At 68.1% G+C, this 22755-nt stretch carries 23 protein-coding genes; 11 read left to right on the top strand and 12 right to left on the bottom strand.

Features of this window, described 5'->3' with window-relative positions; translation table 11 throughout:
- Positions 1-3 precede the first annotated feature (3 nt).
- The gene (locus tag ACNJ7K_RS03060) at positions 4-1221 is read right to left on the bottom strand and encodes an AI-2E family transporter (RefSeq protein WP_225623736.1); all 1218 of its coding nucleotides are present in this window, start codon (positions 1219-1221) and stop codon (positions 4-6) included.
- Positions 1222-1357: 136 nt separating this feature from the next.
- Between ACNJ7K_RS03060 and ACNJ7K_RS03055 the strand changes: the two genes are divergently transcribed.
- Together ACNJ7K_RS03055 and ychF are read left to right on the top strand one after the other, a co-directional pair.
- On the top strand, positions 1358-1831 hold the full coding sequence (locus ACNJ7K_RS03055; RefSeq protein ID WP_404817786.1) for a hypothetical protein: 474 nt from the start codon (positions 1358-1360) through the stop codon (positions 1829-1831).
- Positions 1832-1885: 54 nt separating this feature from the next.
- On the top strand, positions 1886-2965 hold the full coding sequence (gene ychF / locus ACNJ7K_RS03050) for a redox-regulated ATPase YchF (RefSeq protein ID WP_159418960.1): 1080 nt from the start codon (positions 1886-1888) through the stop codon (positions 2963-2965).
- A gap of 99 nt (positions 2966-3064) precedes the next feature.
- On the opposite strand, the gene ACNJ7K_RS03045 is transcribed toward ychF, so the two are convergent.
- A complete protein-coding gene (locus ACNJ7K_RS03045; protein WP_159418959.1) occupies positions 3065-3844 on the bottom strand; it encodes an alpha/beta fold hydrolase in 780 nt (259 codons plus the stop codon).
- 55 nt (positions 3845-3899) lie between these two features.
- On the opposite strand from ACNJ7K_RS03045, the gene ACNJ7K_RS03040 reads away from it, so the two are divergent.
- Positions 3900-5663: a GNAT family N-acetyltransferase gene (locus ACNJ7K_RS03040; RefSeq protein WP_159418958.1), complete on the top strand. Its 1764-nt coding sequence runs from the start codon at positions 3900-3902 to the stop codon at positions 5661-5663.
- Between the two features lie 25 nt (positions 5664-5688).
- Here ACNJ7K_RS03040 and ACNJ7K_RS03035 read toward each other — a convergent pair whose 3' ends face one another.
- From ACNJ7K_RS03035 to ACNJ7K_RS03025, 3 genes are all read right to left on the bottom strand, one after another.
- A complete protein-coding gene (locus ACNJ7K_RS03035; protein ID WP_159418957.1) occupies positions 5689-6864 on the bottom strand; it encodes a flavin-containing monooxygenase in 1176 nt (391 codons plus the stop codon).
- Positions 6865-6978: 114 nt separating this feature from the next.
- Complete coding sequence (locus tag ACNJ7K_RS03030; protein WP_159418956.1) at positions 6979-8604, bottom strand: LuxR family transcriptional regulator; 1626 nt, start codon at positions 8602-8604, stop codon at positions 6979-6981.
- Between the two features lie 87 nt (positions 8605-8691).
- Positions 8692-9249 (bottom strand): TetR/AcrR family transcriptional regulator, encoded by a 558-nt coding sequence (locus tag ACNJ7K_RS03025; RefSeq protein ID WP_159418955.1) that lies wholly within the window; start codon positions 9247-9249, stop codon positions 8692-8694.
- A gap of 130 nt (positions 9250-9379) precedes the next feature.
- Between ACNJ7K_RS03025 and ACNJ7K_RS03020 the strand changes: the two genes are divergently transcribed.
- Positions 9380-10420, top strand: a complete 1041-nt coding sequence (locus ACNJ7K_RS03020) for an ABC transporter permease (protein ID WP_159418954.1) — start codon at positions 9380-9382, stop codon at positions 10418-10420.
- On the opposite strand, the gene ACNJ7K_RS03015 is transcribed toward ACNJ7K_RS03020, so the two are convergent.
- The 3 genes from ACNJ7K_RS03015 to ACNJ7K_RS03005 all read right to left on the bottom strand — a co-directional run bounded on the left by ACNJ7K_RS03015 (position 10417) and on the right by ACNJ7K_RS03005 (position 12838).
- On the bottom strand, positions 10417-10896 hold the full coding sequence (locus ACNJ7K_RS03015; RefSeq protein ID WP_225623737.1) for a P-loop nucleotide/nucleoside kinase family protein: 480 nt from the start codon (positions 10894-10896) through the stop codon (positions 10417-10419). The two genes, ACNJ7K_RS03020 and ACNJ7K_RS03015, sit on opposite strands and share 4 nt — an antisense overlap.
- Positions 10897-11000: 104 nt before the next feature.
- The gene (locus ACNJ7K_RS03010; protein ID WP_159418953.1) at positions 11001-11789 is read right to left on the bottom strand and encodes an MFS transporter; all 789 of its coding nucleotides are present in this window, start codon (positions 11787-11789) and stop codon (positions 11001-11003) included.
- Between the two features lie 74 nt (positions 11790-11863).
- Positions 11864-12838, bottom strand: coding sequence for a pseudouridine synthase (locus ACNJ7K_RS03005; protein ID WP_159418952.1), 975 nt, complete (start codon positions 12836-12838; stop codon positions 11864-11866).
- Between the two features lie 102 nt (positions 12839-12940).
- Between ACNJ7K_RS03005 and ACNJ7K_RS03000 the strand changes: the two genes are divergently transcribed.
- Complete coding sequence (locus ACNJ7K_RS03000) at positions 12941-14212, top strand: MFS transporter (RefSeq protein WP_159418951.1); 1272 nt, start codon at positions 12941-12943, stop codon at positions 14210-14212.
- 16 nt (positions 14213-14228) lie between these two features.
- On the opposite strand, the gene ACNJ7K_RS02995 is transcribed toward ACNJ7K_RS03000, so the two are convergent.
- Both ACNJ7K_RS02995 and ACNJ7K_RS02990 read right to left on the bottom strand, forming a co-directional pair.
- Complete coding sequence (locus ACNJ7K_RS02995) at positions 14229-15140, bottom strand: Rv1352/Rv1906c domain-containing protein (RefSeq protein ID WP_487041171.1); 912 nt, start codon at positions 15138-15140, stop codon at positions 14229-14231.
- 81 nt (positions 15141-15221) lie between these two features.
- Positions 15222-15488 (bottom strand): helix-turn-helix domain-containing protein, encoded by a 267-nt coding sequence (locus ACNJ7K_RS02990; protein ID WP_487041170.1) that lies wholly within the window; start codon positions 15486-15488, stop codon positions 15222-15224.
- Positions 15489-15580: 92 nt separating this feature from the next.
- Here ACNJ7K_RS02990 and map point away from each other — a divergent pair, with 92 nt between their 5' ends.
- The 4 genes from map (at position 15581) to ACNJ7K_RS02970 (ending at position 18609) form a co-directional block, all read left to right on the top strand.
- Positions 15581-16360: a type I methionyl aminopeptidase gene (gene map, locus ACNJ7K_RS02985; protein ID WP_159418949.1), complete on the top strand. Its 780-nt coding sequence runs from the start codon at positions 15581-15583 to the stop codon at positions 16358-16360.
- A gap of 105 nt (positions 16361-16465) precedes the next feature.
- Positions 16466-16756 (top strand): FmdB family zinc ribbon protein, encoded by a 291-nt coding sequence (locus ACNJ7K_RS02980; RefSeq protein WP_174247076.1) that lies wholly within the window; start codon positions 16466-16468, stop codon positions 16754-16756.
- Positions 16757-16780: 24 nt separating this feature from the next.
- Entirely contained in the window at positions 16781-18034 is a 1254-nt protein-coding gene (gene fmdA, locus ACNJ7K_RS02975) for a formamidase (protein WP_192378731.1), read from the top strand.
- Positions 18035-18120: 86 nt separating this feature from the next.
- A complete protein-coding gene (locus ACNJ7K_RS02970) occupies positions 18121-18609 on the top strand; it encodes an FBP domain-containing protein (RefSeq protein ID WP_006550660.1) in 489 nt (162 codons plus the stop codon).
- An 18-nt stretch (positions 18610-18627) separates the two neighbouring features.
- Here the strand turns inward: ACNJ7K_RS02970 and ACNJ7K_RS02965 are convergent, their stop codons facing one another.
- Positions 18628-19212 carry a helix-turn-helix domain-containing protein gene (locus ACNJ7K_RS02965; protein WP_159418946.1) on the bottom strand — a complete coding sequence of 195 codons (585 nt, stop codon included), beginning with the start codon at positions 19210-19212 and terminating at the stop codon, positions 18628-18630.
- A gap of 48 nt (positions 19213-19260) precedes the next feature.
- Here ACNJ7K_RS02965 and ACNJ7K_RS02960 point away from each other — a divergent pair, with 48 nt between their 5' ends.
- The gene (locus ACNJ7K_RS02960) at positions 19261-20106 is read left to right on the top strand and encodes a class I SAM-dependent methyltransferase (protein WP_159418945.1); all 846 of its coding nucleotides are present in this window, start codon (positions 19261-19263) and stop codon (positions 20104-20106) included.
- Entirely contained in the window at positions 20103-21080 is a 978-nt protein-coding gene (locus ACNJ7K_RS02955; RefSeq protein WP_159418944.1) for an NAD(P)/FAD-dependent oxidoreductase, read from the top strand. The genes ACNJ7K_RS02960 and ACNJ7K_RS02955 overlap by 4 nt, the downstream gene beginning before the upstream one ends.
- A 64-nt stretch (positions 21081-21144) precedes the next feature.
- Here the strand turns inward: ACNJ7K_RS02955 and ACNJ7K_RS02950 are convergent, their stop codons facing one another.
- Positions 21145-22602, bottom strand: a complete 1458-nt coding sequence (locus ACNJ7K_RS02950; RefSeq protein WP_159418943.1) for a benzaldehyde dehydrogenase — start codon at positions 22600-22602, stop codon at positions 21145-21147.
- Positions 22603-22755 lie beyond the last annotated feature (153 nt).

The raw sequence follows: 22755 nt of genomic DNA, 5'->3' as shown, positions 1-22755 counted from the left end.
CCCTCAGTCCTCGGAGGCGGCGGGTGCCGGAGAGGCCGGCTTCGGATCGGGCACGGAGGTGTCGCCCGGAGCCGGGAGTGCCTTCGTCTCGTCGTCGTCGCCATCACTGGCGCGTTCGTCGATCTGTTCGCCGATGTAGCGGATGACCACCGCGGCCACCGCCGCGACCGGCACCGCCAGGAACGCACCGATGATCCCGAACAGTGACGATCCGGCCGTCACCGCGAGCAGCACCACGGCTGCGTGCAGGTTCATCGACCGCGACTGCAGCACCGGCTGCAGCACGTTCCCCTCGATCTGCTGCACCGCGATGATGAGGACCAGCACGATGATCGCGGTCGTGAAACCGTTGGCGACGAGTGCGACCAGCACCGCCAGCGCACCGGCGACGAACGCACCGACGATGGGAATGAATCCGCCGATGAAGGTCAGGATCGCCAGCACGGGTGCGAGCGGGACTCCGAGGATCAGCAGGCCGATACCGATGAACAGGGCGTCGATGAAGCTCACCAAGGCCTGCGTGCGGATGAACCCGCCCAGCGTGTCCCACATGCGGCCGAGTACCGCTTCGAGGTGACGTCCGGCGCGGCCACCGCTCACACGGTGTAGCCACGGCACGAAGCGCGGGCCGTCCTTGATGAAGAAGAAGGTCAGCACGAGGACCAGAGCGAGCGTGACGAGCAGCGAGCCCGCCGTGCTCACACCGGAGAAGACACCGCCCGCGATGGTGGCGGCACTGCCCTGCACCCGCTCGACCACCGCGTGGACGGCGTTGTCGAGTTGTTCGTCGCGCAGGTTGATCGGGGGTCCCTTCACCCATTCCTGCACGGTGTTGATGCCTTCGGTGGCCTTGTTGGCCAGGTCCGGCATCTGGGAGACCACCGACGGGACGATGCCGGCGATGATGCCGCCGACGATCGCGAAGAACATCACGAGGGTCAGGCCGGCCGCAGCAGCCGGAGGAACGCCGCGTTTGGTCATGAAGCGGGTGGGCGGCCACAGGATCGTGGAGACGACGATCGCGAGGGCGACCGGCAGCACGATCACCCACATCTTCTCGATGATCCAGCCGATCACCACCGCACCGGCGGCGATGACGACCAGGCAGGCCGACCACTTGGCGAGCCAGATTCCGCCCGTGCCCAGCAGGCTTCCGCGGTCGGGCTTCGCCGACGGCTTCCCACTGCTGTTTCCGCTGGGCGCGGTCTTCGATTCGGTCAACGACGGTCCTTCCGACATGTATCGAGCTCGATACCGATCGACAGTCGCCAATCTACGGTCACCGAGCGCCGCGCGTGGTCCGGACGACACGCCGGAAACGGCGCTGAAGGGTCCCCGGCCGTGGCATCCTCGAAACGTGACGAACCGAACGAGCCCGACCCGACGCCTGCGTGTACCTGCGGCGGCCGTGGCGGTCGCAGCCACTTTCGCGCTCACCGCGTGCAGCTCCGACGACACTTCCAGCAACGAGGACGTGCGGTCGTCGGCGGATGTCGCCGTTACGAGCGTTCAAGAGCAGGCCGAGGGTGCCATCTCGTCGGTGCAGAGCATCGCGTCCAGCGCGGCCGAGCGGGCGGGCGACGTCTTCGACGAGGCGAAGCTCGACGTCTTCGTCGCGGCCTTCCGTACCGGTTATCCGCAGCTGTCGGCCGACCGGGAGACACAGGACATCGAGTCCATCGTCACCGAGACCTGTCCGCTCATCGACGAGGGTGCGTCCGACCAGGAAGTGAACGCGAAGGTCCAGGAGGTCGCGACCAACGGATCGACCGTGCCCGACGAGGACCAGGCCGCGCGCATCGCGCAACTGGTGCGGGTGGCGTGCGGGTGAAGTGAGCCGTGCGGGTGAAATGAGCGGCGGGCGGCCGCGTAGAATACCGATTCCGTGAGCCTTACCCTCGGAATCGTCGGTCTTCCCAACGTCGGCAAGTCGACGCTGTTCAATGCGCTGACCAAGAACGATGTGCTGGCAGCGAACTATCCGTTCGCCACCATCGAGCCCAATGTCGGCGTCGTCGAACTGCCCGATCCGCGGCTGAACCGGCTCGCCGAGATCTTCGGTTCCGAGCGCATCCTTCCGGCCACGGTGTCGTTCGTCGACATCGCCGGCATCGTCAAGGGCGCCTCCGCCGGTGAGGGCATGGGCAACAAGTTCCTCGCCAACATCCGCGAGGCCGACGCCATCTGCCAGGTCGTGCGAGTGTTCGACGATCCCGACGTGGTCCACGTCGAGGGCAAGGTCGACCCGATGGCCGACATCGAGGTCATCGCGACCGAGCTGATCCTCGCCGACCTGGAGACGATCGAGCGGGCACTGCCGCGGCTCGAGAAGGAGTCCCGGAAGAACAAGGAACTCGTCGCTCAGCTGGAGGAGACGAAGAAGGCGCAGGCGATCCTCGAGGACGGCCGCACCATCTTCTCCGCCCAGGCCGAGGTGAAGGGCGAGCTGCTGCGCGACCTGCACCTGCTCACCGCCAAGCCGTTCCTGTACGTCTTCAACGCCGACGAGGCCGTCCTCACCAACGAGGAGCGCAAGGAGGAGCTGCGCAAGGCCGTCGCACCGGCAGACGCCGTCTTCCTCGACGCCAAGGTCGAGTCCGAGCTCCTCGAGCTCGACGAGGACGAGGCGATGGAGCTGCTCGAGTCCATCGGCCAGACCGAGGCCGGTCTGAAGCAGCTCGCACGCGCCGGTTTCCACACCCTCGGTCTGCAGACCTACCTGACGGCGGGTCCGAAGGAATCGCGTGCCTGGACCATCCGCAAGGGTGACACCGCTCCCAAGGCGGCCGGCGTGATCCACACCGACTTCGAGCGCGGCTTCATCAAGGCCGAGATCGTCTCCTTCGTCGACCTCGACGCGGCCGGTTCGATGGCCGAGGCGAAGGCCAAGGGCAAGGTCCGCATGGAGGGCAAGGACTACGTCATGGCCGACGGCGACGTGGTGGAGTTCCGCTTCAACGTCTGACGAACGCCATCGAGGCGTTCCTCCGTAGTCATCCGCATTTCGGTGTTCTCGACCCCGTATATCGAGGTCGGGAACACCGAAATCGATATGCCGACGGAATCAACCGTGCCGGGCGACGTCCTCGCAGAGAATGCTCGGCCACTGCGCGAGATCGGCCGGGGTGTACGCGATCTCCAGCTTCGCGTGGGGGAGCAGACCCACCAGGGCTTCCGCCGTGGACACCGGGTGCGCGGGATCGTCGATCCACGCCAGCACCGTCACCGGAACGTCGATGCCGGACACGGCCTCCGGATCGGGCAGGTCGCTCAGCGCGGCGCCCCGGAACAGCGACGGCAGCAGGTCCTCGGTGACGTCGGGGGCGGTCTCCGGCGCGTCGACGGTGGCCGGTGGACGTGGTGCATTCAGATCGCGCATGAGGAACGCCGCCAGTCCCTGCTGCTCGATGAGATCGGCGGCGGCCCGGTACTCGGCGGCCTTCGCGGCGCGGGTGGCCCAGGCGGTCGCCGGCACCAACAGCGTGAGGCTGCTGAACCGCTCCGGATCCTTCACCGCCGCGTGCAACAGGGTCCCGGTGCCCATCGACGGCCCGACCCCGTGCACCCGCTCTCCGGGAAAGTAGTGATCGAGCAGCCGCAGCAGGTCGTCGGCGAGCACCGGCCAGCGGTAGTCCTCCGGCACCGCACGCCCCGTCGAGTGGCCGTGCCCCCGCGCGTCGTAGCGCAACAGTCGAGTGCCGCTGAGACCGCGGCCCAGGTCGAGGTCCATGAGACGGTCGCGGTGGCGGCTCGAGGTCAGGCCGTGGAGCTGGACGATCGGGTGCCCACCCTCGTCGCTCAGCTCCACGTCGAGTTCGGCCCCCGGCACACTGAAGGTCGGCACGTCGTCTCCCGATGTCGGAAAGCAGTTGCTGGAGAAGGCGCCTAGGATACCCGGCATGCGGCTGACAAATGTGGCGCACCTGCGCCTGCCGTTCGGCCGACTGCTCGGTTACGACGTCACCGTCGCGGGGCTCGGCCGGGCGCTTCCCGTGTCGTTCGACCAGCGGCGGCACGTCGGCGCAGGCGATCGTCCCGGCTCCTGGATGGCTCTGTCCTTCCGTCTGTTCGAGCCGGTCTCGCTCGACGACCTCGCGGCCGCGTGGCTGGCGGTGATCGCGCGGCACGGCACCCTGCGCTCGGTGTTCACCCACGGCGACGACGGTGAGCCGCGCCTGCACGAGGCCGAGATCCGCCCGGGCGGCTGGGTCGAACATCCGATCGGTCCCGGTCAGGCCGTCAACGACGCCCTCCGGGACGTCCTCGACAGCGCATGTTCGCCCTACAATCGGCCGTCGCACCGACTATGCGTGCTCGAGACCGCCACGGAACCGACCGTCGTGGTCGCCGCCGATCACTCGCACGTCGACATGTGGTCGATGCTGGTGATGGCCCGCGACCTGCTCGCTGCCCTCGCCGCCGTGCGCGCGGGACGGGAACCGTCCCTGTCGCCGACACCGGCCTTCGCGGAACACACCCGGGCACTGCAGGACCGTCCGGCCGCACCCGCCGAAGTCCACGAGCGCTGGGCCGAGGTGCTCGCCGCCAGCGGTGACGTGATGCCGCGCTTCCCGCTCTCCCTCGGAGTGGCGAGTCTCCAACGCGAACGCGTGGAGGTGCGCGACGTGCTCGACGTCGACGACAGCGCCGCCTTCTCCTCCCAGGCCAAGGACGACAGGGTGTCCACCCTCGCGCTGGTGGTCGCGGCCATGACCGAGGTGACCCTCGAACTGGCCGGAGTCCCGTTGCGGGCGGTGTTCCCGGTGCACAGCCGGTACGACGCCACCTGGCACGACTCCGTCGGCTGGTTCATCACCAATTCGGTGCTCGAATCGTCCGTCCCCGAACCTCGCGCGGCCGCGGACGCCGTCAAGGAGGCGGTCCGGCTCGGATCCTGGCCCCTCGAGGACATCCTGCGCCCGTGGGGCGGTATGCCGGAGGTCCCGGGCATGTTCGCGATCTCCTGGCTGGACCTGCGCAGGCTTCCCGTCCGGGTCGACGCCACCGGCCTCGAGGCGCAGTACGTCGGCGCGACCATCCGCACCGACGGGGTGATGCTGTGGTTCATCCTCGACGACTCGGGTCTGCACCTGCGGTGCCGCTATCCCGATACCGTCGAGGCTCGGCGGCACGTCGGTGGCTGGCTGGACCTGCTCATCGCCCGGTTGCAGGCCCGCGCCCGCGAATCGGTCGGCGGGCAGATCCGGTTGGGCGACAGTAGCTATCGGGTTCAACGTGCCGGTCGATCCGACGTACCGGCGATCGTCGCATTGCTCTCCGACGACGAGCAGACCCCCTGCGAGGGTGCGGAACTCGCCCGATACGAAGAGGCCTACGACGCCGTCGCCCGCGACCCCTCGCACTACCTCGCGGTGGTGCGCGACGAGGTCGGCCGGATCGTCGGCACGATGCAGTTGACGATCGTGCCGGGTCTGTTCCGTGGCGGTGCCACCCGCCTGCTCGTCGAAGGAATCCGGGTCGCCTCGTCCGAACGTTCCCGCGGCATCGGCACAGCCATGCTCGAGTGGGCCCACGATCACGGCCGGAACCGGGGTGCCACGCTCGCGCAGATCGCCGTGGACGCGTCCGACGAGCGGGCTCGGATGTTCGGGGCGCGGCTCGGCTACGGCTGCACCCAGGTTGGACTCGAACGGGCGCTCTGACGTCGGCCGACTCGATGGCCGAGGACTACGTCGTAGCCGACGGCGACGCGGTGGATCTCCGCTTCGTCGTGTAGCGCGTCCTGTGCCGATCCGGATCCGTTCCGGTGGACGTGGGTGCGCCGCGTGCGACGAGGTGACGGACGACGTACTCCGCGTCCGCGCCGGCCCCGCCGACGAGCATCGACCGGAACGACGACTGGAAGCACAGACCGGTGAAGTACAAGCCGGGCACCGAGGGAACCACGCCGTGTTCCTCGCGCGGCCAGCCATCCGTGTCGAGCACCGGTAGGTCGATCCAGTCGTAGTACTGGCGGAATCCGGTGCACCACACAATATTCGTCACGTCGAGAATCCGGCCGTCGGACAGTGCGGGGCGGAGTTCGGCCACGCCGGTCACCCGCTCGGTGATCCGGGTGACGCCGCGCGCGGCCAGCTCCCGTCGGCGGATTCGCAGCAGCGGCGCGCCGTGACGCCGTTCGTCCTCGCGAGCACGTCGTCCCATCGGGGTACGCACGGACAGCACATGTCCCCACACGAACCACAGGACCGGGAACAACACGCGCATCGCGGGACTGTCCACACGCACCGGCAACTGCCCGGTGTCGCGTCCGCACAGAATCGTCGGATGGGACGCCGCCAGCTCGTAGGCGATCTCACTGCCGGAATGAGAGGCCCCCACCACGAGTACCGGACCGTCACGCAACTGCGACGGATCGTGATATTCACTCGAATGCAACTGCACGATTTCGGGATCCAGTTCGGAAGCGAAGTCGGGGACGCGTGGGGTTCGACCGAACGTGCCCGTGGCCACGATGACGTTGTTCGCCTCGATCCGCGTGTCGCCGCAGTCGAGGGCGAACCGGTCACCGTCGTGGGAGAGTCGGCGCACCCGGGTGTTACCGAGTACGGGCAGATCGAATCGGGAGGCGTAGGACTCGAGGTAGTCGGCGAGCTCGTCCTTGGTGGGGGAGCGGTGCGGGTCGCCCGGGAACGACATGCCGGGCAGTCCGTCGTAGCCGGCGGGACTGTACAGGCGTAACGAGTCCCAATGGCAGCGCCAGTTGTCGCCGATGCGTCTGTACGTGTCGACGATGAGGAACGGACGGTCACGGCGGGCCAGATGGTAACCGGCGGACAGGCCTGCCTGACCTGCGCCGACGACGACGGTGTCGATCTGTTGGGGTGCGCTGTGGACGGTCATGACGACTCCCCGAGGTGAGGGAACTACACCGACGACGTTAGGCACTGCCGCCCCTCGGCCGCGTCGGGAGGAGTGTGCAATCGAAGGTGGCAGCGTATGGGCAGTTCTACCCAGTCAGAGCAGGCGATGCTCGTACGCGTAGGCCGTCGCCGCCGCTCGTGAGGACACCTCGAGCTTGGTGAATATGTTGCTCAGGTGCCGAGCCACCGTCTTCTCGCTGATGACGAACTCGTGGGCGATGGCTCGATTCGTCTTGCCCGTGGCAACGGCGCGCAGCACCTGGACCTCCCGGGGCGTCAGCCCGTTCGGTGCGTCGGCGAGTTCGGGACCGCGGAGCTCACGCAGATCCGGCAACGCGTGCAGATCATGGAAAACCGATGCTGCCGAGTCGAATTCGAGCCGGGCGTCATCGTCGTCGCCGAGTGCGGCGCAGCATCGACCCTGCAGCACTCGTACCCGGGCACGTTCGTAGGGTGCACCGAGGTCACGCCAGCGCCTGCCGGATCGCCGCAGCCGTTCGAGGGCGCCGCAGGGGTCACCTTCGGCGAGCAGGACCGAGCCCTGCGCGTGGTCGGCCATCGCTGCCAGTGCAGGGGCGTCCTGCGTCCGGGTCAGCGCCTCGAGTTCGTCGGTGCTGCGCCGGGCCGCGGCCACATCTCCGGTGGCGAGCGCGATCTCCGTGTGGGCGGCGAGCATCCGCGGCCGGTCGAGATTCGAGGCTTCGCCGAGACCCCGGAGGATTCCGGCGACCGCTGCGGTGGTGTCGCCCTGCCTCAGACGCAGCAGAGCAAGACCCGGCTGCACCTCCTGCCCGTACATGCCCGCTGACCTGTAGGCGGCTTCCGCCTCGGCGAACTCACCGCGTAGACGATGCAGTTCGCCCTGCTCGTACAGGGCCATTCCCATCGCGGGTTGACCGGGCGGATCCGACAGCCGCTGCAGTGCGAGGCGGGCGAGGTCCATCGCCTGCGACCAGTCGCCCTCGAGTTGCAGCATCTGGGCGCGATGGACCAGGCACTGTCCCCGGAAGGGCACGAGTCCGGACTGATCGTCGCACCAGCGGCCGAGGGCCTGAGTCCACTCCTTCGCCCGTTGCAGATGATATGTGCCGTAACAGGTCTCGATGACAGCGCAGTACACCAGTCCGGAGACGACGGGCGAGACCTCGCCCAATCCGACAGCGACGAGTACCTCGTCGAGTGTCCGCAGCCCGCCGTCGACGTCGCCGAGCAGGACTCGGCACTGTCCGATGCCCAGCGAACCGAGAGCGAGAAGGTCGGCGTCGTGACAGGCCCGTCCGATGCGCTGAGCTGCGGTGAAGATCGGCAGTGCCTCGGTCGGCCGGTTCGCGTACATCTGCTGTACTGCTCCGGGGATCATCAGGAAGCCGCTGGTCGCGCAGTCCGGTCGGTCCGGGACACCCGACTGTCGGGCTCGCTCCAGCCAACCTCCGGCCCGTGCTACTTCACCGCGTCCCATCAACAGGAAGCACAACCAGAAGGCGCTGATACCCGCGCTCTCGGTTTCGCCGGCTTCGAGATGTGCGGCGAAGGCGCGCTCGTACAGTGCGACGCTGGCGTCGTCGTGACCAGCGAGGTACGCGGCTCGGGCGAACAGATCGAGGTCGTCCGCGGACAGGACGGCGAGTGTGTCGGCGCTGCGGAATCCGTCCAGGGCACGCGGCCACTCGCGCGCGCGGTACGCTGCCCGCGCGTGGTCCAGGACCGCCGACCTGCCCATGTTCGCTCCCGCGATCGAGCGCCGCCGACACCGGCTGATTGCGATCCTACGCCCGCGGATACGCAGGGTCGTCGGTGTGCGCGCGGCTCACGACGGTCGCATGCCCGCCAGAACGATCGACACCAATCGTGGAACGAGATCCGGGGTCACCGCACGGATCGCGTCGGGTAAGGGACGGGTGATCAGGCCGATCGCCAGGACCAGTTCCAGCGCGTCGAGGTCGGGGCGCACGATGCCGGCGGATCGCACCGCGTCGAGCAGCTCCTCGACCCCGGCGAGCGTCTGCGCCTGGGCGTCGCGCACCGATTCGGAGATCTCGTCGGTCACGAATTCGGCGAGGGTGGCCGAGAGTGCACCCAGGTCGAGTTCGACCAGCCGTTGCACGTAGCCCACCCAGGCGTCCTCGGGTGAGCAGCCGACGCGCTCCAGGGCCTCGGTGCCCGCTGCGCGCATGTCGGCGAGGATCGTCAGCGCGACCTCGTCGGCCAGCGCGGCCCGGGACTCGAAGTTCCGGTAGAGGGTAGCGATGCCGACTCCGGCGGCCTCCGCGACCGCCTCGAGCGCGACGTCGCTGCCGTGGACGGCGAACAGCCGGCGCGCCTCCTGGACGATCAGCTGACGACGCTTCGCGGCATCGGCACGCATCGGTTGCCTTCCTTCCGGAGTGGGCTGTGAGGAACTTCGCTTGACATGTCCATCCTAACCGGAGGATTATTCTCCGATAGAAGTGGAGGAAAATCATCCACTTAGCGATGGTTCGGACAAGGAAGACGCGATGGCAGACGCCGCTACGACGACAGTTCCCGACGCGGGTGACTCCACCGCGCGCAAGCCGCATCCCGCGCTGACGGTGCTGGGAATGACGTGCGGGCTCGGGGTGATCCTCGTGCTCATGCTCTTGGTCTTCATCATGCCGTCACTGAAGAGCGGACCGCACGACCTGCAGGTCGGCATCGTCGGAACCTCTGCAGCGGCAGAAGAATTCGAGACGTCGCTCGCGACGGCCGCCCCCGACGCCTACACCTCGCAGCGATTCGCCTCCGAGCAGGAACTGCGCGACGCCATCCACGACCGCGACGTCATCGGAGGGTTCGTCGTCGACGAGTCGGGCGTCCGCACGCTGGTCGCCGGCGCGGGCTCGACCGCCATCTCCGGTTCGCTCGCCGGAACCTCGCAGGCGGTCGGCGGAGCACTCGGGGCCGACGTGACCGTCGAGGACGTCGTTCCGTTGCCGGAATCCGACCCCACCGGTATCGGCATCGGTGGTCTCGCCTTCCCGCTCGTCTTCGGTGGCATCGTCCCGGTCGTCGCATTCCGGAAGATCCTGCCGCGCAGCGACGGCTGGTACCTGACCGGCCTGCTCGTCTTCGCTGCCGTCGGTGGCATCGTCGTCGCGTCCATCCTCACCTTCGCGTTCGGAAGCATCGAATCGACCTTCTGGCCGGTCGCGGGATCCATGGCCCTCGGTATCGCCGCCCTTGCACTCCCGTTGGCCGGACTCCAGAAGGCCTTCGGCGCCAAAGGGTTCACCATCGGTGCGATGGCCATGATGTTCCTCGGCAATCCGCTGGCCGGTATCGCGACGACGTCGGCATGGCTGCCGTCCGGACTCGGTACCTTCGGTCAGATCCTTCCCCCGGGTGCTGCCGGAACCCTCGTGCGCTCCGCGGCATACTTCGACGGTGCCGGCGGATTCGTCGCGCTGTCGACCCTCGCCACGTGGATCGTCGTGGGACTCGTGCTCTACGCGGTGGGCATGCGACATGCGGTGGGTGAGGAAGCGACAGAGCGTCCTTCGGCGCAGGTCACGGCCTAGCGGACTACTTCGAGCGGTCCTTCCTCGGGCGTCGGCGGCTCGAACCGCTCGAAGTACTCCGTCGCCGTCCGCTCGGTCAGCGGCCAATCGTCCGCCCACCTCCCGTGCCGGTCGCCGACCCGGCTCAGGATGGTCTCGAGCTCCGTCGCGATGTACACGGTCTCCGGCACGATGCCCTGCGGTGCGAGCAGTGCGCGGAACTCGTCACGTTGTCGCCGGAACCAGAATCCGAAGTCGAGCACGACATCGTTCCCGGCTGCCACATGGCGCAGCAAGCGCGCCTTCAGGTCTGCTGATACCTCGGCCACCACGTCGGCGGAGGGCATGGTCGTGATCCCGCGATCCCAGAACTCCACCTCGTACGACAGACGCGTCCAACCCTCGCGCTCCAGGCGCTTGGCATAGGTGGTCTTACCGGCACCGGCCGGGCCGCACATCATCACGACGCGAGACACTCGGGTCCTGTTCGCTGCCATCGGGCCGACGGTACGCACCGCCACCGACATCGAGACCGATAACGCTCATCGCTGATCCGAATCGATCGGGCCTGATCCGCACCCCTGGGCGCCAGGGCACCGCGTCACGTGGAGGCCTTCTCGATCTTCGGTGAGAGTCTGCCGATCACGGCGCTGCCGATGATGCCGACGACGATCATGCCGATCCCGACCGCGTCCGGTATCGAGTCGGTGACCCACCCGAAGATCCCCGCGACCAGCACGAACGTCGGCAACCAGTCGATCAGCTTCAGGAGCGACGGGGCGGGTTCGGACTCGCCCTGCGACGCCGCGAACTTCGCACCGGCGTAGTCCGGATAGAACTCGGTGAAGGAGACCGCGAAGAAGATCGCCGCGAGCTGGAGCACCCAACCGGTCCAGAAGTTGCCCGGGTCGCGCATCACGGCGTCGCCGATGAATCCGACGATGGCGGAGAAGGTGAACGCACCGGCCCAGACCGCGGAGATCACGTAATTGATCTTCATGAACAGGGGAGACGTCCAGTATTCCTGGGGCGTGTCCTCTTTCGCGTAGGGGAGTGTGAACGGTCTGCGCGCGATCAGGGTGGCGACGACGAACACCGCGAGTGCGATGTTGGTGAGTTCACCCGCCCAGATCTCCATCCAGTCGATGACACCGTCCGACGCGATGAGGCCCACCGCCGCCAGGACGGCGAAGAACGCCGCACCGAACGTGTCGAGGGCGTGTATCTTGATGCCGCGTCGCGCGCCCACCCACATCGTCAGCAGGACGAGGCCGAGAGCGAAACACACCGCTTCCTCGAACCGTCCCGGGGCCGACAGGACGGACATGAGGATCCACGGTGCGATGCCCGACAGTGGCGACCGGAGGTAACCGTCGACGACCTTGGTCATGCCTACCAGCGTATTTCGTGAAGCCGGGCATGTCGGAGTTTTCGGAGGATCGAGCAGGATCCGTTCGGGCGCCCTCAGTCCTGCGTGGTCGGTGCTTCGGCCAGGCTGCGCCGGGTGGAAAAGTGACGCTCGATCCCTGACAAGGGGTCGACGAATTCGAGTTCGCGCGCGAGCAATTGGAGGGGGAGCGAATGGTCGTCCGGTGTCTCGGGCAGCAGCACGGGATACCAGTGGTCGCCGAGGATCCCGATACCGAGCGCCGCCAGATGTACTCGCAGCTGATGCATCCGACCCGTGTGCGGGCGCAGCAGGGTGTGCAGGACGGCCCGTCCGGACCTGCTCATCCCGGATCCGAGCACCTCGATCAGCGTCTCCGAGTTGGGTTCGCGGGTGTCGTCGACGACGACGCGCAACTCACCGCGCCGCGCCTCTATGTGGTTGCGGTACAGCACGGGGACCGGACGTCCGGCGATCTCCGGCGCTCCCGGATCCCATTCCGCCGGCAGTGCGGACACCGCCTCGTACACCTTGGTGACCCGACGCTTCTCGAACAGGGACTGGTAGGCGCCGCGCGTCTCCGGCCGGGCCGAGAACATCACGAGCCCGGCGGTCGCCCGGTCGAGCCGGTGGATCGGTGTCAGGTCCGGGTTGTCGAGGCGGGTCCGCAGTCGGACCAGTGCCGATTCGCGCAGGTAGCGCCCACCCGGGGTGGTGGGCAGGAAATGCGGTTTGTCGACCACGACGAGGTCGTCGTCGATATGCAGGATCTCCTCGTGGAACGGCACCGGTTCCTCGACGGGCAGATCGCGGTAGTACCAGACGAACCGGTGCGCTCCGAGTTCGGTGCCGCGACCGATGGGTTCTCCGTCGATCCCCACGATCTCGCCGGCGTCGAAGCGACGGTAGAGATCGTCGGCGTCGAGATGGTCGAAACGCGCGACGACGTACTCGGCGACCGTCGACCACGGACCGGAGGTCGGAACACGCAGTCGCGTGGGCCCGACCCCGTTCCTGACGGGCAACGGTGAGGGCATCGGCACGGGCACCATCCTCCCATCGGCCGCGACGTGAGCTGCACCTCGGGTGATCGGCGACGGCGCGATCAGGACTTGTCGAGATCCACGGGCACACCGTTCTGACACCATGTCCGCATGACTGCACCGGCCCGGCTCGGCATCCCGACCGGCACGCTCGCGCTGCTGGCCGCCCTGTACTTCGCGCAGGGTCTGCCGTACGGGTTCTTCACGCAGGCGCTTCCGGTGGTGCTCCGCGAGTCCGGCTTCTCGTTGATCGCGATCAGCGCGACGGGTGTGCTCTTCGCGCCGTGGGCGCTGAAGTTCCTGTGGGCGCCGTACGTCGACCACTACGGGACGCGGCGGCAGTGGCTGCTCTCGCTCCAGCTCGCGGCGTCGGCGGTGTCGTTGATCCTGGCGTGCCTCGACCTGTCGTCGACGCTGCGGTGGCTGCTCGTCGGCATCGCGGTGGTCAACGCCCTCTCGGCCACGCAGGACGTCGCGACCGACGGTCTGGCCGTGCAACTGCTCGGACCGAAACAACGCGGGTTGGGGAACGGCATCCAGGTCGGCGCGTACCGCATCGGGATGATCGTCGGCGGGGGAGCACTGCTGTGGGTCTTCTCCCTCGCGGGTTGGCGCAGCCTGTTTCTCGCGATGGCGTTCCTGCTGGTGCTGACGACGATCCCGGTGTGGCGACTGCCGCGCACAAAGCGACCGGCCACGCCGGATCGGGAACCGAGAGGCGCGACCCGCATGACGGTCGCGTGGTGGGCGCGGCTGCGCCGCCCCGGCATGCTCGCGTTCATCCTGCTCATCGGCGGCTTCAAGTTCGGCGACTCGATGGGTTCGGCGATGGTGGGACCGTTCATGTCCGACTCCGGACTCACCCTCGGGCAGATCGCGCTGGTCAAGGGAGTGCTGTCCTCGGCAGGCGCCCTCGGCGGCGCCGCACTCGGTGGGTGGCTGTGCTTCCGTCGCGGTCGCCGGCAGGCCCTGCTGATCGGCGGCGTCACCCAGACGGCGAGCCTCGCGCTGTACGTCGTCGCGTCGCTCGGCTACGGCGGGTTCGGGCTCATCGTCTCCGCGAGCCTGGCCGAACATGTCCTCGGTGGTGCCGCGACGGTCGCGGTGTTCACGCTCATGATGGACGCCGCGGACAGGGACCACGCCGGCAGCGACTACACCCTGCTCGCGTGCGCGATCGTCGTCGTGCAGGGCATCGCGGGATTCACCGCCGGTGTGGTCGGAGACGTCTTCGGCTATCCCGCGCTGTTCGGCACCAGCCTGGTGTTGTCGGGAATCGGATGCGCCGTCCTGCTGCTCGCCCTCGATCGGGGCATCGGACCGAGCGGGGTGCACGGGGTGTGGCGGAGCGGCGCGGGGCAGGCGGTCTCGCGACCCCGGTGATCACCGGTACTGCTGATCACCGCGACCAGTACTGCAGCATCGGCTCCTCGGCGAGCACCGTCGACCCCTCGGAGATGACGAGAGCACTCGACGAGATGCTGTACTGCACACCGGCGTTCGTGGCGGTGAAACCGTCGCCCGAGGGCACGGGATCGTCGATCTCGATCGCTGCCCCGTCGTTCGTACGGACGCCCTTGTAGTAGTACCGCCCGGCGCCGGTCTCGCACACCACGACGAGCGAGTCGGCTGTCTGCCCGATGGCGACGGCGGGATTCGTGTGGTTGCACCGTGCCTCGGGGATGCCGACGAAACCCTGGGGGTCGGTGTCCTCGGAGGCGGACACGGGCGGTAGCGGACGTGCGGGTCCGGGCGCGGGTGCGGGATTGCCGGTCGCCGTGAGTTCGAGGTCCTCGATCCGCAGGGCCACGTCGCCCGGAAGCACGGTGACGTAGCTGTTGCCCTGCACGATGCTGTTTGCCGTGATGCACTCGAAGTCGCCGGTCAGGCACGACAGCCGCTCCCAGTAACCCCCGAGCGAATCCGTCGGGCGTAGCGCGTATTCACCGGGAGCGATGTCCACCCCGACCTTCAGGGTGCCGTTGGTCGGGAAGCCGCTCGGGGCGGACCGGCTCGCCTGTGTTCGCGGGGCGGGCGGATCCGTCTCCGTCGGCGGGGCCGCGGACGGCGACACGGTGACCGTCACGGTCGACGGGGACGGACTCGCGGCGACAGCGCCCTCCGATCCCGGATCGGACGAGCGGGTCAGGACGACGACCAGAGCGGCGACCGCGGCGACGACGGCGACGAGCAGGGCACCGCCCACCAGCCACGGCCACTTCGGTCGTCGCGGCGGGGTCGGGGTAGGCCAGGGTGGCGGGGGAGCGCCGTAGCCGTAGCCGTATCCGTCCGGCGGAGGCTGCATGGACATACGGGTCCCTTCGCTGTCGCGGTGGTGTGCCTCCTGATATCGCTGCCGATGTCTCCCGCTGTTACGTCACGCGGGTCGGGGCTAACCGGTGCGCCGCAGGTCGGTGCAGGAAAGGGTCAGTTCGGCGAGATCGTCCAGGGAGACGGGCAGCACCCGTGCGAGGGCGGCGATCGTCGCGAAGGCCGGCGTCGCCAGTCGTCCGGTCTCGATCTTCCGAAGGGTCTCCGGTGAGATGTCGGCGGCCCGGGCCACCTCGGTGAGCGTCCTGCTGCCTCGGGCTTCGCGCAGCCGCCCGCCCAGGCGTTTGCCGGCGGCCAGCTGTTCCGGGGTCAGGGGGAGTCGCACCATGACCCGCAGTCTAACCGCGTCGGTATGAAAATACCGACCGTCGCGTTAGGGTGGTATTTAAATACCGTCTTGTGATCCTGAGGAGTACACCCGTGTTGGAACTGAAGACCCCCGGTGAGATCGCGGCAATGGACGTGACCGGCACGTTCATCGCCGAGTTGCTCGACGACCTGACGGGCCGCGCCCGACCCGGCGTGAACCTGCTCGACCTCGAACAACGCGCACGGGACATGATCGAGGAACGCGGCGCGGTCTCGTGCTACTGGGACTACGCACCGTCGTTCGGAAGTGGACCGTTCCGCAATGTCATCTGCCTGTCCGTCAACGACGCAGTGCTGCACGGGCTCCCGCACGACTACGTGCTCCGGGACGGCGACCTGCTCAGCATGGACATCGCCGTCTCGATCGACGGCTGGGTCGCTGATTCGGCGCGCAGCATCATCGTCGGCGCGGAGCGTCCCGAGGACCGACGTCTCGTCGAGGCGACCGAGGTGGCGCTGGCCGCGGGTATCGCCGCCGCGCTCCCCGGCAACCGCCTGGGCGACATCTCCGCGGCGATCGGTGCCGTCGCGGCCGAGTATGGCTATCCCGTCAACACCGAATTCGGTGGTCATGGTCTCGGTCGCACCATGCACGAGGATCCGCATGTGGCGAACGCCGGACGCAAGGGTCGCGGGCTCGTGCTGCGTCCCGGCCTCACGCTCGCCCTCGAACCGTGGTTCGCGGCGGGGACGGACAAGATCGTCTACGACCCCGACGGCTGGACCATCCGCTCCGCCGACGGTTCGCGCACCGCGCACAGCGAACACACGATCGCGATCACCGAGGGTGAACCGCTGGTGCTGACGAAGCGAGAGCGTGTCACCGAATAGGGGTGTCACCGAACAGTTCCGGACAACAGGAACATTCGGAGTAGACGCGCGGGTTTCCGTTCGGTCCGTTATGGTCGGTGCACCGACGGGCGAAAGGCGATGCCGATGCCGCTGTACGAGTTCCGATGCGCCGACTGCGGGCCGTTCGACGTCTCCCTTCCGATGAGCGAGGTCTCCTCGTCGACGCCGTGCCCGCAGTGCGCTCGGCAGGCTCGTCGTTCGCTCACCGCGCCCCGTCTCGGCCGGGGCGGTTCGTCGGCGATGCGCCTGCACGACGCCACGGCACGGACCGCGTCCGAACCCGACGTCGTCTCGGGCGCCCTGCCGGGTGCGCCGAGACGTCCGTCGCGGCCGGTCACCACCGATCCCCGGCACCGATCGTTACCCCGACCCTGATCCGTCACCGCTGCAGGAGGTCCCGTGCCCGACGTCGTGTTCCCCCTCGATTCGACCCGCCGGTTCACCGATCAGGAGAAGATCGGCCACAACCGCTGGCATCCGGACATCCCGCCCGTCGCGACGCTGAAACCGGGGGACTCCTTCCGCGTGCACTGCCGCGAATGGTTCGACGGCGAGATCCACAACGACGACTCCGCCGACGACATCCGCAATGCCCCGCTGCACATCGTGCACGCGTTGTCGGGACCGTTCGCGGTGGAGGGTGCCAAGCCCGGCGACCTGCTGATCGTCGACATCCTCGACCTCGGTCCGATCCCGCAGGAGGACTCGGGTCCGCTCGCCGGGCAGGGTTGGGGGTACACCGGCATCTTTGCGAAGACGAATGGCGGAGGATTCCTCACGGATCAGTTCCCCGACGCCTACAAGGCGGTCTGGGATTTCTCCGGGCAGAAGGCGACGAGCCGCCACGTGCCCCACGTGTCGTTCACCGGCATCGTGCACCCCGGCCTGATGGGGACGGCGCCGTCGCACGAACTGCTGTCGACGTGGAACACCCGGGAAGCGGCGCTGATCGCGACGGATCCCGACCGTGAGCCGGCACTGGCGCTGCCACCCGAGCCGAACGGAGCGATTCTCGGCAGCCTGTCGGGCGCCGATTTCGACCGGGCCGCGGCCGAAGCGGCACGCACCGCTCCACCGCGGGAGAACGGCGGCAACCAGGACATCAAGAACCTCACGAAGGGAAGCCGGATCTTCTATCCGGTCTTCGTCGACGGTGCGAATCTGTCGGTCGGCGACCTGCACTTCTCGCAGGGTGACGGCGAGATCACCTTCTGCGGTGCCATCGAGATGGGCGGGTTCATCGACCTGCGCGTCGACCTGATCCCCGGTGGCATGGAGACCTACGGGGTGAGCGAGAACGCCATCTTCATGCCGGGCAACACCGACCCGCAGTACTCCGAGTGGCTCGCGTTTTCCGGCACGTCCGTGACGCTCGACGGCGAACAGCGGTATCTGGATTCGCAATTGGCGTACCAGCGAGCGTGTCTGCACGCCATCGACTACCTGACGAAATTCGGCTACAGCCCCGAGCAGGCGTATCTCCTACTCGGGGCCGCGCCCATCGAGGGGCGCTTGTCGGGTGTCGTGGACATACCGAATTCGTGTGCCACGGTGTATCTTCCGACGGCGATCTTCGACTTCCCGGTCGCGCCCACCGCATCCGGTCCGGTGACGATCGATCCGGGTATCGGCGCGCCGCGTTCGTCGGCGTGAGGGCCGCGAAAATCGTTTGTCCGGTGTGAGCGGTGCGCGTACCGTCCTCGGGTCGGTATATACGCGAACGAAAGGTGGTCCCGGCCATGGACCCGCTCACCGAACGGGACATTCGAACATCCTTCGTCAATTGCTCCAAGGGTGATGCGAAGCGGCTTCCGGTGCCGCGCGATCTCGACGACCGGCCGTGGGACGAACTCGACTTCCTCGGCTGGACCGATCCGTCGTTCCCCGGACGCGGCTACATCGTCGTCCCCCGCGACGGCGAACTCGTGGGTGTCGCCATGCGGTTCGAACAGCAGGGCTCGGGCAAGACGCAGATGTGCACGATCTGCCTCACCACCCACACCCGGGGTGGCATCGCGCTGATGACGGCGAACAAGGTCGGCGATGCGGGTCGAGCGGGCAACGCGGTCGGAACGTACATGTGCATCGACCTGCAGTGCTCGCTGTATGCGCGCGGCAAGAAGAAGCCCGCACTGGGCAGCCGGTACCGCGAGGATCTCGAGCCGGAGGAGAAGGCCGAACGCGTCCGCGAGAATCTCGGGGCGTTCGTCGATCGCCTGTACGCCTGACGGGCGAACCCGGTCCTTTCAGTGCGATGCGGGGTTGCGCAGGTGCGCACGCTCCCCGTTCTGATCGAGGATCGTGAGGATCTCCACCGGTCCGTCGTGCGCGCTGATGGCGTGTGGCGTCATCGTCGAGAACTCGGCGGCGTTGCCCTCCTGGATGAGGATCGTCCGCTCGCCGAGTTGGAGCCGGGCAGTGCCGGTCAGGACGGTGAACCATTCGTGCCCCGGGTGCACGGGGAGTGTGTCGGCCGGCACCGGCTCCTGCTTCGTGATCCGCATCTTGGCGATGGTGACGCCGCCCAGTGATCGTTCCCGCGACAACAGCCAGGTCGTGTACCCCGGGGTGTCGCAGGGCTGAGGTCTGATCACCACGTCCTGGTCCTCGCCGGATTCGACGAGCTGGTCGATCGTGGTGTCGAGTGCCCGCGCGATGGGGACGAGCTGGTCGAGTGCGATCCTGCGACGGCCCGTCTCGATGCGGCTCAGGTTCGACGGGCTGATGTGGCACCGGGCTGCGAGAGCGTCGAGGGTCCACCCCCGCGCGAGCCGCAGGCTGCGGATGCGCTGGCGGATGAGTTGGTCCAGATCGGACGTTTCTTGCTCCATAGGCAAGAGTGTATGCCGAAACTGGATGACGCGTCCTAACGTGGAGTCATGCACCACCACGCCCACCACGCACCGCACGACCACGCTCACGACGAGTCGATGGCCGAGGTGCTCGACCTCGACGCCGCGATGAACCGGCCCTACTTCGAGTCGTTGCTCGACCGGGTCGCCGGACAGCTCGAGCGCGAACCGCGCACCGTCGTCGACATCGGCGCCGGCACAGGAACGGGCACCCTCGCCCTGGCGCGCCGCTTCCCCCACGCGCAGCTCGTCGCTCTCGACCGGTCCGCCGGGATGCTCGAGCGAATCCGGAAGACCGCCGAGCACAACGGGTTCGGTGATCGGATCCGGACCGTCGAGGTCGACCTCGATGCAGGACTTCCGGCCGTCGGCGCGATCGACCTCGCCTGGGCGGCACTGTCCCTACACCACATCGAGGATCCGGATGCGACGCTCCGGCAACTCGCCGAGGCGATGGCACCCGGGGGGACGGTGGTCGTCACCGAGATGGAGTCGCAACCACGATTCCTGCCCGACGACATCGGTATCGGTACGCCGGGACTCGAAGCGAGATGCCACGAGGCCGCGGCGTCCCGAGGGTGGAACAGGTGGCCCGACTGGAGCGACACTCTGCGTCGCGCAGGCTTCGAGATGGTCGAGATGCGCCGCGACGAACTCGGTGCCGACGTCGACGACACCGCACGTCGATACGCCCACGCGGTGCTGAACCGGATGCGGACCGGCCTCGGCAACGCCGTGTCCGACGAGGATCTCGACACGCTCGATCGACTCGTCGGCGACGGTCCCGATTCGGTGCTGCACCGGGCAGATCTGGTGGTGCGTGGGTCTCGAACCGTGTGGATCGCACAGGCAATCAAGGAGGAGAACCGATGAACACCCAGGAGAACCCCACACAGGACGGTTACGACGTCGTCGTGATCGGCGGCGGCTCGGCCGGACTGAGTGCCGCCACCGCGCTGGCACGCTCGCGCCGCTCGGTGCTCGTCGTCGACGCCGGTGAACCGCGCAACGCCCCAGCGGTGGCCGCGCACAACGTGATCGGACACGAAGGCATCGCGCCGACCGAACTTCTGGCTCTCGGCCGGAAGGAGGCCGCCGGATACGGCGCCGAGATCCTGTCCGCACGAGCAGAATCCGCTCGTCGCAGCGACACGGGATTCGAGATCGGTCTCTCCGGCGGCACCACTGTGCAGGCACGTCGGCTCATCCTCGCGACGGGACTGGTCGACGAGCTGCCCGACCTGCCCGGAGTCCGCGAACTGTGGGGCAAGAGTGTCCTGCACTGCCCGTACTGCCACGGCTGGGAGGTTCGGGACCGGCGCATCGGCGTGATCTCCTCGGGGCCGATGAGCGTGCACCAGACCCTGTTGTTCCGTCAGCTCAGCGACGACGTCACCTTCTTCACCCACTCGGCGCCCGCCCTGGAAGCCGAGGCCCGCGACCAGCTCGAGGCACGCGACGTGCGGATCGTCGACGGCGCCGTCGCGGAACTGCGAGCGGACGGCGAGGAGGTCCGTGCCGTGGTGCTCGAGGACGGCACCGAGATCGAGGTCGACGCCGTGGTGGTCGCACCGCGTTTCGTCGCCCGCGCCGATCTGTACGAGCAGCTCGGCGGAGCGGTCACCGACCATCCCGTGGGCACCCTCATCGAGACCGATCCGACGGGGAAGACCGCTCTGCCCGGCGTGTGGGCGGCGGGCAACTCCGCCGACCTCTCCGCGGTGGTCGTGGTCGCTGCAGGCGCCGGCGTGATGACCGGGGCGGCGGTGAACGCCGACCTGATCGCGGAGGAGACGGCTGCGGCGGTGGAGGAACGAGCCGCCCGCGGACTCACTTTCGCCGAATAGCCTTGTCAGGCATACGAGAACGGCCGGGCGAGCACACGCTCGCCCGGCCGATTCGCGACCTACGTCAGAACGGGTAGGGCGCGATGTCGGGACGTACCGTGACCCACTGGGTCTCGGTGAACGCCTCGATGTTCGCGGCCGGACCGCCGAAGCGGGAACCGGTACCGGATGCTCCGACCCCGCCGAAGGGAGCGTTGGCCTCGTCGGCGACGGTCATCTCGTTGATGTGGATCTTGCCCGAGTGGATCCGGTCGGCGATCTTCATCGCCTGTCCCACATCGCCGACGATGCTCACCGACAGGCCGTACTCGGACGCATTGGCCAGCTCGACGGCCTCGTCGGCGTCGGAGAACTTCAGCACCGGAGCGACGGGACCGAAGATCTCCTGGCCCCAGGCGGGCATCTCGGTGGTCAGATCGGTCAGGACGGTGGGCCGGTAGAACAACCCCTCGTGCGTGCCGCCGGCGGCGAGAGTGCCGCCTGCGGCCACGGTCTCCTGCACGATCGTGTCGATGTTCGCCAGCTGACGCTCGTCGATGATCGGGCCCAGGTGCACCGGGCCGCCCGCGGGATCGCCGACGACGAGCGCATCCGCCTTCGCGACGAGGGCGCGCACGTAGTCGTCGTAGACGGACTCGTGCACCAGGTGCCGGCCGGTGGTCATGCAGATCTGGCCCTGGTGGAAGAACGATCCCATCGCGCCGACACCGGCAGCGAGATCGACGTCGGCGCCGGGGAGCACGATCATCGCGTTGTTGCCGCCGAGTTCGAGGTGGGTGCGCTTGAGATGCTCCGCGCCGGCCTTGCCGACGTGGCGTCCGGCGGCGGTGGATCCGGTGAACGACACCACCCGCACCTCGGGAGCATCGACGGTCGCGGCGCCGACGTCACCACCACCGGGCAGCACCTGCAGCACACCGGCGGGCAGTCCGGCCTCCTCGAAGATCCGGGCCACGACGACACCACCGATGACGGTGGTACGCGGATCCGGCTTGAGCAGCACCGCATTGCCGAGGGCGAGGGCCGGGGCGACCGAGCGCATCGCGAGCAGCAACGGGAAGTTGAACGGCGCGATCACCGAGACGACGCCGGCGGGCAGTCGGCGCGCGATGGACCAGTGACCGTTGTCCGACGGCAGGTACTCACCGTGCGGATGGGTGGGCAGCGCCGACGCCTCGAAGCACTCGGTGGCGGAACCGAACACCTCCATGGCGGCCTTGTCCGGGATTGATCCGGCCTCGCGGAGACCCCAGCCGATGAGTTCGTCGGCGTGTTCGCGGAACTTCTCACCGGCGCGACGGAGGATCTCCGCACGCTCGGACGGCGCGGTGGCGGCCCAGGACTTCTGCGCGGCGGCGGCAGCGCGGGCGGCGGCGTAGACGTCCTCGGGGTCGGCCAGGCCGATCTCGGCGATCTGTTCCCCGGTCGAGGGGTTGGTGACCTTCGTGGTGCCACCGTTGCCGGGGCGCCAGCCGTCGAGATGGATCTTTCCCGTCCACAGGGCTTCGTCGAGCAAGGCCATAGGGTTCTCCTCAGCGTGGTCGTCGCCGTCCCGCGCGCGTGGGACACGATGTGTTCCACGAGTGTGGGAGCGATGACGGCTCGCAGGATCGACTCTTCTCATTCAACGAGAAAGCCTGCGACAGTTCTGGCGGACGAGCGCGCCACGCGGACG

The organism is Rhodococcus shunpengi (assembly GCF_048381395.1).
Taxonomy (GTDB): domain Bacteria; phylum Actinomycetota; class Actinomycetes; order Mycobacteriales; family Mycobacteriaceae; genus Rhodococcus.
This window is presented reverse-complemented; position numbering and strand designations above follow the sequence as displayed.